At 45.4% G+C, this 13,070-nt stretch carries 14 protein-coding genes; 7 read left to right on the forward strand and 7 right to left on the reverse strand.

The genetic code is table 11. The features are described from left to right. Positions 1-815: 815 nt before the first annotated feature. The 5 genes from ACUVJL_RS13015 (at position 816) to ACUVJL_RS13035 (ending at position 4,725) form a co-directional block, all read left to right on the forward strand. Positions 816-1,913: a phosphotransacetylase family protein gene (locus tag ACUVJL_RS13015; protein WP_445246245.1), complete on the forward strand. Its 1,098-nt coding sequence runs from the start codon at positions 816-818 to the stop codon at positions 1,911-1,913. A 314-nt stretch (positions 1,914-2,227) separates the two neighbouring features. Beyond that, positions 2,228-2,731 carry a DNA recombination-mediator protein A gene (locus ACUVJL_RS13020; RefSeq protein ID WP_333440946.1) on the forward strand — a complete coding sequence of 168 codons (504 nt, stop codon included), beginning with the start codon at positions 2,228-2,230 and terminating at the stop codon, positions 2,729-2,731. A 15-nt stretch (positions 2,732-2,746) separates the two neighbouring features. Then, the gene (locus tag ACUVJL_RS13025) at positions 2,747-3,163 is read left to right on the forward strand and encodes an MAPEG family protein (protein WP_445246246.1); all 417 of its coding nucleotides are present in this window, start codon (positions 2,747-2,749) and stop codon (positions 3,161-3,163) included. A 100-nt stretch (positions 3,164-3,263) separates the two neighbouring features. Then, on the forward strand, positions 3,264-3,755 hold the full coding sequence (locus ACUVJL_RS13030; protein ID WP_445176031.1) for a YajQ family cyclic di-GMP-binding protein: 492 nt from the start codon (positions 3,264-3,266) through the stop codon (positions 3,753-3,755). Between the two features lie 7 nt (positions 3,756-3,762). Continuing rightward, complete coding sequence (locus tag ACUVJL_RS13035) at positions 3,763-4,725, forward strand: SGNH/GDSL hydrolase family protein (RefSeq protein WP_445246234.1); 963 nt, start codon at positions 3,763-3,765, stop codon at positions 4,723-4,725. Positions 4,726-4,808: 83 nt separating this feature from the next. On the opposite strand, the gene ACUVJL_RS13040 is transcribed toward ACUVJL_RS13035, so the two are convergent. From ACUVJL_RS13040 to ACUVJL_RS13070, 7 genes are all read right to left on the reverse strand, one after another. Next, positions 4,809-6,464: a mucoidy inhibitor MuiA family protein gene (locus ACUVJL_RS13040; RefSeq protein ID WP_445246235.1), complete on the reverse strand. Its 1,656-nt coding sequence runs from the start codon at positions 6,462-6,464 to the stop codon at positions 4,809-4,811. A 69-nt stretch (positions 6,465-6,533) separates the two neighbouring features. Then, entirely contained in the window at positions 6,534-7,151 is a 618-nt protein-coding gene (locus tag ACUVJL_RS13045; RefSeq protein WP_445246236.1) for a Uma2 family endonuclease, read from the reverse strand. 105 nt (positions 7,152-7,256) lie between these two features. Then, entirely contained in the window at positions 7,257-8,147 is an 891-nt protein-coding gene (locus tag ACUVJL_RS13050) for a methylenetetrahydrofolate reductase (protein WP_445246237.1), read from the reverse strand. A 179-nt stretch (positions 8,148-8,326) separates the two neighbouring features. Further along, positions 8,327-9,337 carry a tryptophan--tRNA ligase gene (gene trpS, locus ACUVJL_RS13055; RefSeq protein WP_445246238.1) on the reverse strand — a complete coding sequence of 337 codons (1,011 nt, stop codon included), beginning with the start codon at positions 9,335-9,337 and terminating at the stop codon, positions 8,327-8,329. Positions 9,338-9,647: 310 nt separating this feature from the next. Continuing rightward, a complete protein-coding gene (locus ACUVJL_RS13060) occupies positions 9,648-10,013 on the reverse strand; it encodes a hypothetical protein (protein WP_445246239.1) in 366 nt (121 codons plus the stop codon). A gap of 232 nt (positions 10,014-10,245) precedes the next feature. Next, positions 10,246-10,458 (reverse strand): ribbon-helix-helix domain-containing protein, encoded by a 213-nt coding sequence (locus tag ACUVJL_RS13065; protein ID WP_445246240.1) that lies wholly within the window; start codon positions 10,456-10,458, stop codon positions 10,246-10,248. 239 nt (positions 10,459-10,697) lie between these two features. Continuing rightward, the gene (locus ACUVJL_RS13070; RefSeq protein WP_445246241.1) at positions 10,698-11,813 is read right to left on the reverse strand and encodes an HlyD family secretion protein; all 1,116 of its coding nucleotides are present in this window, start codon (positions 11,811-11,813) and stop codon (positions 10,698-10,700) included. 335 nt (positions 11,814-12,148) lie between these two features. Here ACUVJL_RS13070 and ACUVJL_RS13075 point away from each other — a divergent pair, with 335 nt between their 5' ends. Together ACUVJL_RS13075 and ACUVJL_RS13080 are read left to right on the forward strand one after the other, a co-directional pair. After that, a complete protein-coding gene (locus ACUVJL_RS13075; protein ID WP_445246242.1) occupies positions 12,149-12,376 on the forward strand; it encodes a secretion protein HlyD in 228 nt (75 codons plus the stop codon). A gap of 169 nt (positions 12,377-12,545) precedes the next feature. After that, positions 12,546-12,713, forward strand: a complete 168-nt coding sequence (locus ACUVJL_RS13080) for a hypothetical protein (RefSeq protein ID WP_445246243.1) — start codon at positions 12,546-12,548, stop codon at positions 12,711-12,713. The last annotated feature ends 357 nt before the right edge of the window (positions 12,714-13,070 follow it).

Raw genomic sequence — 13,070 nt, forward strand, 5'->3', positions numbered from 1 at the left:
AAAATTGCTGTATTTGTTGTGGAACAAGTTCAAAAGCCTATGATCGGACATTGGTGCTGTGCCAGTACGATCGCGCCGTCCGATTTCGTTAAACTTTTGCGGCTCCGTAGCTGAGAGGAAAACGCAGTATTCCCGGCTAACGAAACTCTATCTACAGCCCTTGCTCTCCCATCGGGCTGGCATCGCAATCAGCCTTTGGGCGGCCGAAATCCCAGCCCACGCCACCAGAAAATTTATGTGTTTAGAAGCGAGAATCCCGCTCCTAAATAGTTTAGGGATCGCAGTTACAAATATCCTTTGTAACTGGGCTAATTGTACTAATACTTAATAACTAATAATACCTATATCCTTTTAATAGTATGCAAAAATTCTCAGGAAAAGAAGCGTGCATATTCGATATATACTACCTGTATTTTTTCAATACAAAACTGCCGTAATTACCTAGGGACAAGCTTTTTAAGCGATATCTTTTTTTACATTTTTTAATTTATTTTAAACGGCTCAGTAGACAGGTCTAATGCTCGCCATAAAATTTGCGGAAAATAGTCACCATAAAAAACGGTAACTAAGGCAATTACGGTCTATAAATAGTTGTCAAAAACCGCTACTAAAAATATATATTAAAACACCACTTAAAAAAAATATATGTGAAAAAAATGCTAAGCAAAGGGTTGCCAACAGGTGAATAAAAGTTTCCCTCAAAAAAACGATCTGCGCAAAAGCGACAAAATCGAGTATAATAGTATTGCCAAATTGAGGATGTGTTCAGAAATACTGTAGAAAAAACTAAATTTATTGAAATAGACAGGTGTAAATTGAGGATTGAAGGCGTACCAAAATTGACTAAATATTTGCTGATCGGTTCCACAAAAGCTTACAGCGGCAAGTCTGCCATCGCCCTAGGGATGGCACTCGGACTCCGGGGAAAAGGACTGGCCGTCGCCTACGGCAAACCTCTGGGAACCTGTTTTAGCTCCGAGGGAGCTGGAACAGAGGACGAAGATGTGCGCTTCGCGGTAGAGACGCTGAAGCTCTCAGACAGCCAGATGCCGTCAACACTGCTGTATTTGGACGAAGAGACGGTTCACAAGCGTTTGCGGGGAGAAGACAAGACAGATTACCGCCAGTCTTTAACGCAATATTTGCAAGATCCCAGCGGAGACTTGATGCTGTTAGAAGGCCCAGCTAATTTGGAGGAAGGCAGTCTGTTTGATTTGTCTTTGGCTCAAGTCGCTGAGGCAATTGATGCCTCTGTGCTGTTGGTAGCCCGCCCGATCGATCTGTATGTAGACGATTTGCTGTCGGCTAAGCGGCGTTTGGGTTCCCGGTTGCTGGGCGTGGTACTCAACGACGTTCCCTCGGACAAACTCGAATCCGTAACGGCGACTGTGCGACCTTTTCTGGAGGCTGCGGGTATTCCAGTTTTGGGAATGCTGCCGAGAAGCGCTTTGCTGCGCAGTGTCAGCGTCAAAGAATTGGTGCACCAATTGAAAGCTGATGTGCTCTGCCGTAAAGACCGTTTGGACTTGATGGTGGAAACCTTGACAATTGGCGCGATGAATGTTAGCTCGGCTCTGAAGTATTTCCGCAAAGCGAGAAATATGGCGGTGGTGACCGGGGGCGATCGCACGGACATTCAGCTAGCGGCTCTGGAAAGCTCGACTCAGTGCTTAATTTTGACAGGCCACTTGCCTCCTTCTCCCCTGGTGATCGGCAGGGCAGAAGAAATGGAAATTCCTGTTTTGTCTGTTGATTTGGATACCTTAACCACGGTGGAAATTATCGACAGCACCTTTGGCAGCGTGCGCCTGCACGAACCGATTAAGGTGGAATGCGTTACTCAGCTAATGGCAGAACATTTTGACCTTGAGGGTCTGATGGCATCCTTGGACCTGGGCGATCGAGTCCATTAATTCGGCAGCCGGATCAGAAGATATTCGGCACTCGGATCTGAGGGAAGAAGGTATTGGGCAGTGGGCATTGGGCAGAGAGAATTTTTTGTTTAAATAAAAAAGATCCAAAATTCTTAAATTCTCAATTTTTCTTGAATTCTACCTTGAGCTCCGGCTGCCGAATGCCTTCAGACATTCTGCCTTCTGGCTACCTCAAATCTCCCCATCCTCTCGTCAAATCTCGTAAATCAGCAATTCTTAACTTCTTTTTGGCGGCAATGGCTAGTGAGTCTGCTAAAATCCACAACGTAGTTTTATTTAATTTAATAAATTCTTTGAGTCAATCAATTGAGCTACCCAGAGTAGATGATTTTTTACAAGAACTTGCGGCGATCCAGCAAACCAGCTCCAAGCGGATTGCTCTTTTGGGTTCTCGCCACGTTCCTATTACCCACCAGCAGCTAATTGAGATGCTGAGCTACGCCATAGTTCTGGGAGGCAATCAGCTCATCACTTCAGGCGCTACAGGCACCAATTCAGCGGCAATTCGGGGGGCAATGCGAGCAGATCCTAATCTGCTGACAGTGATTTTGCCGCAAAGCATGAGCCGCCAGCCCCGGGAGTCTCGCGACCAGCTCGAACAAGTGATACATTTGGTAGAAAATCCCAAAAATGACAGTTTGTCTCTCCCGGAAGCAAGCGCCATGTGCAATCAGGAGATTATTTCTCGCTGCCAGCAACTGATCTGTTTTGCTTTTCACGAAAGCCACACTTTGCTGAAAACTTGCGAGGATGCGGAGGAACAGCGCAAGGTGGTTACTCTGTTCTATTTTGATTGAAATGCGAGGCGGATGATGCTGTTGGGATTGCCTGTGTCGGTTATTCTGCTTGATTGTATTGCTGCTGCTGCTGCGCTGGTTTATGCACCGTTTTTGGTGGTTGCCCTCGCCCGCTTGCAGCTAGGCTACGACCAAGCCGCGCCCCGCGCTATGTTTGAGAGGTTGCCTGCTTACGCTCAGCGGGCAACTTGGGCTCACCAAAATTCCTTTGAGACGTTTATGCTGTTTTCAGCGGCGGCTTTGATGGCTTTTGTGACGGGGGTAGATTCGGAGGCGGCGGGTTGGGCTGCGATCGCTTTTACGATCGCCCGGTTGTTGTATTCGGTTTTCTATATTCTGAATGTGCCCCTGGCGCGATCGCTCATGTTTGCGATTAGTTCTTCTTGCACTGTTTCTTTATTCTATTTCAGTTTGATGACTGTTAATAGCTAATTGTCAGTAGTTATTGGTTATTGGTTATTGGTTATTAGTTATTGGTTAGTTGTTAATGCCCAATGCCCAATGCCCAATGCCCATTACCAATTACTAATTTATGGCTGCTAGTTATTCATTTGATATTGTCAGCGATTTCGATCGGCAAGAATTAGTTAACGCTGTTGACCAAACAGTGCGAGAAATTCAAAGTCGCTATGACTTGAAAGATACCAAAACTACCGTGGAATTGGGCGCAGAATCCATTACAGTCAATACGGACAGCGAATTTACTCTTGATGCAATTCACACTGTTTTGCAAACTAAAGCCGCCAAGCGGAATTTATCTTTGAAAATTTTTGATTACGGCAAAGCTGAACCTGCTAGCGGCAGTCGCGTGCGTCAAGAAATTAAACTTAAAAAAGGGATAAGTCAGGAAATCGCGAAACAGATTACTAAATTGATTCGCGATGAATTTAAGAAGATTCAAGGTTCGATTCAAGGAGATGCAGTGCGGGTGTCGGCTAAGGATAAGGATGATTTGCAGTTGGTGATTCAACGCTTGAAGCAAGAAGAGTATCCGGTGGCTTTGCAGTTTACCAATTACAGGTAAAATTATTTTGAAAGCTAAGTATTGGATTCCCGGTTGTGCGATCGCCTCTTTGAGTGCGATAGAACTTGGCTTGCGCTTACTCGGATTCGGAAATCCTGCCTTGCTGCAAACTGATGCGAATGCTGGCTATATATTTGCACCAAATCAAGTTGTATATCGCTTTGGCAATAGACTTGAGTACAATCAATTTTCTCAGCGTTCTGAACAAATCGATTCAGCGAAGCCTGAAGGTACTTTCAGAATTTTGATGATAGGAGATTCGGTTCTTAACGGTCAGAATATCACCGATCAGAAAGAAACTATTCCAGAATTGTTTGAAGCGCGTTTGTTGGGCATAAAAAAGCAAGTTGAGGTGCTGAATGCTTCTGCCGGTTCTTGGGGAATTGGCAATCAATTGGGATATATTCGCAAGTTTGGCACTTTTGAAAGCGATGCTGTGATTTTGCAAATTGGTACTCACGATTTGCTACAACCTCCAAGCAGCAGCGCGGGGGTGGGAAATGACCTGCTGATGCCGAATCGCAAACCGTTATTGGCAATTCAAGAAGTGTTTCAAAGACACGTTAGCCCCAAATTGTCAAGTATTTTTGTATCGAATTCTCCGGCGGGAGTGCCGGTGTCGGAATCACAACGGTTTATGGAAAATATGCAGCGATTTGAGCAAATAGTTGCTTTGGTGCGATCTAAGAATATGCCCTTGTTTGTGTTGTATACTTGCGATCGAGCGGATTTACTGCCCGTACCGAATCAGCCGAAGTTTAAATCCGAGTTTGTCGATCGGCTAAAAGCTTTAAAAATTCCACTCATAGACACTCATGCAGCCTGGTCAACATTGCCGAAAACGAGGGTAGAAAGTTATTTTCGGGATTGGGTACACCCCACAGCCCCAGCTTATGAATCAATAGCAGATTTAGTGTTTCAACAGTTGTGTATAGAGAAAAAATTGGTGGCCTGTGGCGGGAAGAAATAAGCTGCTTTATAGCCGAAGGAAGAAGTCCGATGTCCGTCGGAAGAAGGAAGATGTAATTCCTAACAACTGGCAACTGACTGGTATTAAATATCTAAACCGATGACTGCTAAATCGGGAGGATGTTCGACAACAAACTGGTAATATAACTCTTGCTTTGCTTGTGGCTGCAGAGACATTATCCATTCTAGCAGCCCCATTTCACCTGCTACTATCTTCGGATTAGTAAGAGTCAACCGCACTTTAATTTGTTCATTGCGGCTGACTGGCAATTGCTCTTGTAGTGTCAGGTGTACCTGCACCTGCTGCAAGTTTGTCACATTTAAGCGATAAGCGTAACTCATGCGTCGCTGCTGGCCGATCAGTTTTTTATCTACTTGTCTTTCCACTAATTCCCGCTCTATTTTTAACCGTTCATCTATTCCTAAATTAACTTTATATTCTTGCCCGGGGGAAACATTTTCTAACTGCACAGTACCAACAAAAGTGTTGTCGCGAAAGATATTTGCTTTACCGGGAAGCAGAGTTGCGCCTGTCAGTGGATTCACAACAACTGCTTGCAAATAGGCAAAACTGACTAATCGCGGAACGGCTATATATTCAGGTTTAAACGGATAATTTTCTCTGAAAACCATCACTTTGTGCGGTGTACCGTCGCTGGGAATCTTGGTATTTCCCCCTACTTGAAATGAGACAGTGCCTCCTTCTCTGGATACTTTGGCTGTGGCTGTTTCAGCTTCTCTGGGTTGGGATGCTGTGTCGGATGTAACGCCTGCAAAGCTACCGAACATCCCTTCATCCAATACGTCTACTATATCTCCATCAGAATCTGATAAAACTTGACTAGAGCGTGCTTTTGACTCGGTATTTCGGTATTTGACTGTAGAGTGTAAAGTATCAATAAACCAGGGTTCTAGTTTTGGGGGCAAAGTTCCCATTCCGGGTTTTGCTGTAGATAAAGTCAGCGCTACTCCCGTCCAATCTTCCCCTGTATTTTGATTGACTTCGGCTAGGTAATTGAGATTAATTTGGTTGTTGGTAGTGTTGACTCGCAAGTCGTAAAGGGGAGTCCAACGGGCTCGCATGACTACATAGGAAACTTCTAGTTCAAAATTGCCGCTGCCGCTGGGTTCTATGGCAACAATAATGTTAAAGCTTTGCTCGGAGTGGGGAGTTTTTACTTGCCCCAACTGCTGGTTCAAAGCTTTTATTTGCTTGTCTATTTCGCGCTGCTGTGTTTCGTATAGGGCGATCGCACTTACGTATTTTTTATAATTACTGCCTAAAAAGTTGAGCAATTCCCCGGTTTGGTTCAAACCAATCTGCTGTTTAGCTATGCTGCTAGCAAAGGAACCGACACTTTTTTCGCTCAAATTTTCGACAAATTTGAGTTGAATTTTACGCGAGGCGATTTGAACGTCAATGGCGCGTTTTTGGGTTTCTAATTCTTGGATTTGTTGGGTTAATTCGGCAGTACGATCGCCCACTGGTTCGCTGCTGAAAACGGTGTGCGATCGCACTCCCAAAAGTCGCACAGCAACTGTACCCGCACCCGTAGCCCTGACTGACTCTGTGTCGAGGGTTGTGGGGAGAGAGGCGATCGCCAATTCTCGCTCGTTTCCCGTCAAGGGCACCGTGCCGCGGCGCGTCACCAAAGCCCGATCGGTGTAAACTGTAACTTCACAAATGCGAGTATCGATTGTTTTAATGCTATCTAAATTAGGCATTTCTGAGTCAGTCACTGCCAGTTTCTCCTATGTAATCACCGTTTTAATCACCCTTTTAATTACCCTGCAAGCGATCGAGCAATTTCAAAAGTAGTTTATTGCTAAATTTTCTTGATCGCCCATTCCTCTAGAAAACTCCTCAAGCGCACCCAAAGGAGAAGCAAACAAAATGCAGCGTTTGAGCAAAGACAAGTCTAACTCCGGCAGTATTTCACTGCTAGCAATGCGATCGTAACCTTCCTCTGGCAGATGGTAAAGCTCTAGAGTGCCATCTTCCCAAAACCAGACTTCCGGGACTCCCATCAGTCGGTATTTTTGAAGTTTAATCGGACTACCGCTAGTGATAACAATCTCAATACATAAATCTGGAACATCTTTAATAGTTGCGAAACAATAAGACAAATCTGCCTGATACTCGACTTGCTCTTCGACAATCTGACTATAAGTACCGCTGGAAAAAAATACAATTCTTCTTTGCAGAAAATACTGTCCCATTAGCAAGCACATCAACCACCTAATTGCTTCATGCAACCTTCCACTACCCACAATTTCTAACACTCCATCGCAGTAAAATAATCGCACCCCCGGCACGTCTTCAAAGCCTGTTTGAATTGCCTTGAATTGATGCCATGTCAAACCGCGCCAAGTGAAACGTTGTTCAACTGCGAGAGAAGTGGTTGGATTGTCTACAGTTTGAAGCATGATTGTTTTATTGATGTTCAAAAGGGTAGCGCGGGGGTGGGCGGGTTTACGAGAGCGTTAGTTTTAGGCATTGATAGTTGGTAAAACCCGCCCCAACGGTTAATTTTAGCTCAGCGGCTCGATTCCGGCTAAGTCCAAAATTTGAGGAATCAAATCTTCTCGCTTCACAGCCATCAGGTGAACTCCTTGACAAATCTGCCGCGCTAGCTGGACTTGTTCAGCCGCAATTTTTATGCCTTCCTGCAAGGGTTCGGGAGCTTTAGCCAAACGATCGATCGTCTCTTGCGGTATGTGGACTCCCGGCACATATTTTTTAATAAATTCAGCATTTTTAGCTGATTTAAACAGAAAGATTCCTGCTAAAACTGGCTTGTTGCAGCCAGCAGCAATCTGTTGCATAAACTTATCCAAAACTTCAAAATCTGTAATTAATTGACTCTGGAAAAACTGTGCTCCTGCCTCTACTTTTTTCTCAAATCGACTTTGCAAACCAGACCAACTAGGGGATTGCGGATCGACGGCAGCACCGACAAATAAATCGGTAACACCGTCTGTTAAAGCTTTGTCATTCCAGTCTTTGCCGCCGTTCATTTTTTGAATTACTTGCAACAGCCGCACTGATTCAAAATCGAATACACTTTTTGCTTTAGGATGATCGCCCGCTTTGACTGGATCGCCTGTAAGTGCCAAGATATTATGAATGCCTAAAGCGTGGGCTCCCATGAGATCGGCTTGCAGGCTAATTTGATTGCGATCGCGACAAGCAACTTGACAAATGGGTTCAATTCCGTGCTGCAATAAAATCGCCGAAACTGCTAGGGGGCACATTCCCAGGACTGCGCGACTCCCGTCTGTGATATTAATTGCGTGAACTCTGTTTTTGAGGCGTTGGGCCATTTGAACTGTGTGAGTTATATCGCCGCCTTTTGGCGGGGCAACTTCGGCGGTAATTATAAATTCTCCGGGGGTGGTGCAGGCTGTGCGAAAACGGTTCATAGTTATTTCAAGGAAGAAGGCACGACACTGATTTTGACACGGATACACGGATTAATTATCGAGGGTTCCTTCTGATGTTGAAGGAAGAAAATCCTTCGACTTACTTCCCGGAGGCTACGCGGGCCAGCGGCTACCCTGAGCACGAGTCGCGAGGGGGTAAAAAGAAGGAATAAGGAAGACTAATTAGGCAGAGAATAACCGAAAGCGGTTTTAACCTTATTTAGAGTTTTGTTGGCAATAGTTTCTGCCTGTTCCTTTCCGCGACGCAGTACACCCTCTAAATATCCCGGATCGTCCATTATTTGCTTGTATTTATCCTGAATTGGTTTGAGGGCATTAATTGTCGTCTCTGTCAGCAAGGGTTTAAATTCTCCCCAACCCATGTTTTCACACTCGGTTGCTACTTCTTCCTTAGATTTGCCGGAAAGCAGGAGATAAAGTGTCAGCAAATTTCTAGCTTCGGGGCGATCGGGGTCGTCAAAAGTCAAACCCCGCACGGTATCTGTTTTGCAGCGCTTGATTTTTTTGGCGATCGTATCTGGCGAATCCAATAAATTAATTCGACTTTGTTCGGAAGGGTCAGATTTCGACATTTTGCGGGTGCCGTCAGTCAGACTCATCACCCTCGCACCGTCAGTCCGAATTAAGGGTTCTGGAAGTTTCAATACTGGCTTTTCGGGTGTGCCGAATTGGTGATTTAATCTGATGACAAGATCGCGGGTGAGTTCCAAATGCTGTTTTTGGTCTTCTCCCACTGGCACTTTGTCGGCATCGTAAAGCAAGATGTCTGCTGCCATCAACACGGGATAATTTAGCAAGCCTGCGTTGACATTTTCGCCTTGTTTAACTGCTTTTTCTTTAAACTGAATCATATCTTCGAGCCAGTTAATCGGCGTAATACAGTTGAGCAGCCATGCTAGTTCTGTGTGCGCCGAGACGTGGGATTGCACGAAAATAGTAGAATATTCTAGGTCGATGCCGCAAGCTAAATAGAGTGCGGCGATCGTGTAAGTGTCGGAGGCTAGAGTTGCTGGATTGTGCGGTGCGGTAATTGCGTGCAAATCGACTACGCAGAAGTAATTTTCGTACTGACTTTGACCTTCTACCCAGTTGCGAATGGCACCGAGATAATTGCCGAGGTGAAGATTGCCTGTGGGCTGAACTCCAGAAAGAACGCGCTGTTTAGCCATGAGGAAAGAATAGAATTGAACTCACATTTCTATATTGACACGTTATTTCAATTTCAGAGCCTCTTCGTTAAAATTTACAAAAAATTCGGGTAATTCGGGAATCTCTATCGCTTCGGCGCAGGGACGATTCTGCAAAATAACGGCTCTTTTTACTTGGAATACTGGTATACAGATTGGAAATTTGAGATGGGAGATTTGAGATTGGCAATTGCAGTTACCGCCTTGATGACTGGCGCGGTTTAAACCCCGTATTATCAAACAAAGTCCGCCTTCGCGGACTTAAGATAATTAATCAGAAAGACTGAGATTTCTACCCAATTTCAGCGGGTTGCAAAATCTCATTAACAGGCTTTCCTCGTTTTAATTCAACCCATTTAGACTCAACGGGTTCATAAGCGCAATAACATACCGCGATGCACAGGTTTGTGTCGCTCGAAGAGAACTGGTGGATACTCTTAACAATCCAGTTTCCATCTCGACCGTGGGTGATTCCGTTGCCGGGATCTTCGAGGTTTGCATACTCTCGCACGCGATCGCCGATTTGAGGCAATTTCCCCGAAAAGTCCCACTCTGTTGCCAAAATATCGGTCAAGCCACCGACGGGCAGTAGCTTGCGTTCTTCCCAGCCATGGGCCCAGAGTGATTCAGCTTTAAAGACTATCCAAGTTTCATTCATCGTCGGTATCTCCAAAACGACTGTCCTCAAAAGAGGTTTGTTCGCCATAAAACACGCAATTGACCTTGAGAATGCGATCGCTTGTTTGTTCCATACGCTTCAACCTCTATCTGTACTTGCGCCCCATATCCCGGCACTTCTGGGGGTCAGTAGCGCTGTGTATGTTTTCTGGTTCTGACGGTTCTGGTTCTACTAGGTTTGTCACTGTTTTAAATACTAGACACCTGTTTATCTATTTGCTAGTGCCTCCTTTTTCGGCTCGATCTTGCTGGATGAGCGGGTTTTGGTTTGGGTGACTGTTCCGCTTTACTTGAACTGCGGCTGTCACAATTCGCTCTACAAGATTGCTCATAGTGCGTCCTTCCTCCTTAGCCCATACCGTTAAGTCGTCTCTAATATCCTCATCCAAAACGAAATTAATTCTAGGTCGCCTGTACTTCCCCATTGGTTGCGAGTTGGTTAGTGGTTAGTTACCAGCTTATGACGTTAGATTAACTTTTGGATTTGTGGATTAAGATAGTTGACAGTGGCATCTACTACAATCTACAACATACCTACGATCGCCAAATGTCAAACAAAGAACAAATATAAAGTAAGGTGCCTCAGTCGGTAAAATCCAAATTTTTCAGACTAACCTCAAGACTGACGCACTATACAGGCTAATGCCCAATGACTATTGACTCATTACCAATCTGTCAGCAACCTTGCTTTGCGTAGAACAAATGTCAGAACAGTTTCTTCGCCGGTAATAATATCGGCTCTGCCCTCCATTCCCGATTGAATGGAATACTGACGGGGGACGTTGGCTTGGGGGGTTCCGAAGAATTGGCCGCTGCCGGATTTGAGTTTTGTTAAATAAGTTTGTTGGGGCTTAATTGCAACTTCGTAATAAGCTGTACCTAAATTATTAGTGGGATTTTGAGTGGCGATCGCATCTGGGGCGATTTCGCTGACGGTTCCTTTTAATGTGCCGTAATCGGGGAAAGGCAAAGCCGAAATCCTGATCTGTACGGGTTGGCCGATTTGGATGCGAGCGATGTCTTGGGATGTCACCTTGGCTTTGACTACCAGGGGTACGTCGCTGGGGACGATTTGGGCGATCGCGCTGCCGGCTTCTACGGTTTGACCAGTATTTCGTACTTCCAATCTGAGAATTGTACCATCAGCGGGCGCCCGGATCACGCTATTTTCGAGTTTTAACTCAATTTGATTGAGTTCTTTTTTAGCTTGAATCAATTGTTGCTGAATGGACGATCGCTTGACGAGCAAAACCCGCCGACTTCGCCCGAGTCTTTCGGCGACATCCGGCAGCGATGTGGCGAATTTTACTAAAGCGGATTCGATTAATTCCTGTTGGGCGGAACTTTCACTTTCGATGCTTTTAAATCGGGCGCTGGCCAAAATTTGATTTTCTAAGTCGCGCAGTTGCTGGTTGATTTGCTGTGCTGATGTTTCAGACTGATTAATTATTTCTTGTAATTGCTTTTTTTGAGCGTCCAAACGCGAAGCGTCTACAACTGCGATCGCATCTCCTTCTTTTACTGTCTGATTCTCGCTGACAGCAATGCTTTCGACGGTTCCTTCGGTGGCTGCTTGCACGACGCGCACTTCTCCCGCCGGGCGGACGATCGCGTCTGCTTTGACTGTAGCGCTGTATTTGGTGACGCTAGCGAGGGCGATCGCCCCGCCAAAGGTCGCCACCATCAAAATTCCCCCCAAAGTCGTCCAGCGGCTGACAGGGGGCAAAAACTGGTCGTTATCAAAAATTTCAGCGGGTGTGGGTTCGGGAGTGAGAGACATGGCGGCAAGGGGGAGAGGGGAATCTTTTGAGTTTTGAGTTTTGAGTTGGGGGAGAGGGAGTGATCGCTTATTTCTTTTGCCACCTTTATTATCAGCTTTCCGGAAACTAAGAATATGTTTAGAAGTCTCAATCAAAATTCACAGGGTAAATGTAAAAATCCGCACAGCTTTGCCGTTACCACCCCCAAACTTCCCGAAACATCAACAGGAGTGAAGCCAGGGGGCAACTCTTATGAAAATATGGCGTTTCAGCCAAGAGTTTTGGCGCTGTTACCGGGTTTTTCTATGCGTAGGTAGTAAGTAAGTAAGTACATAGGTATTAACAGGAGTTCTTCATGCCAAAAAATCAACTACCCTCACTCTTCACCGAACTAACCGATCGAGAATCTGGTACTGTCAGCGGTGGCAGCATTACCAGCGGTGTCAGCGGCGCTAACTGCAACAGCAAAACCGAGAACAGCAGCCGCGATCGGGCCACTATGCTGTTTTTCCTGCCGCAGCCGAGCCAGTTTTATCTCTACGATCCGAGCCGCGATCGCCCTTACAAAACCCTAGTGGTTTAGATCCCTGAGTCAGGTTGTGCGATCGGGTAAATTTTGACAATTTATCCGTAATATTCCGGAGGTCGCACAGCACTACCCGAAGTATTACTCAGTATTTAAACGATGCTCTAGGAATTAGATAAGATTTCTAGTTTCCCTTCACTTTTATTAACTTAAACGGAGTCAAATCATGAAAGAAACGAAGGACGATTCACTGTTTGCTGAACTCACCCCTGAAGAATCAGCTACCGTCAACGGCGGTTACTATTACAATCGAAACTGTTACCGTCCGACCCGTCACGTCGTGTACCGCCGGAATTGCGACGGCTCCTTCAGAGTAGTGTACCGCTACTGGTAAGGTTTAGTGCTGTCAATTGGGCTCGATCTATTGATGTGAATTAATAAAGCACCCATAAACTTATGGGTGCTTTGTTCTGATTGGCTACTCGGTGAGGGGTAATGTTCATTAGGCTCTACTCATTATTCATTTTGCCAAATGTTAAAGAACATTAGACCTCTTGCAAAAATCCTTTTCATCAATTGATGGGACGGGCTCTTCGGCCCATCCCACAAGAGTTATTTTTTCTTGTGGGATGGGCCGAAGAGCCCGTCCCATCAATTGATGAAAAGGATTTTTGCAAGAGGTCTAATGTTCTTTAACATTTGGCAAAATGAATAATGAGTAGAGCCTAATGAACATTACCCCTCACCGAGT

Source organism: Microcoleus sp. OTE_8_concoct_300 (assembly GCF_031383065.1).
Taxonomy (GTDB): Bacteria; Cyanobacteriota; Cyanobacteriia; order Cyanobacteriales; family Microcoleaceae; genus Microcoleus.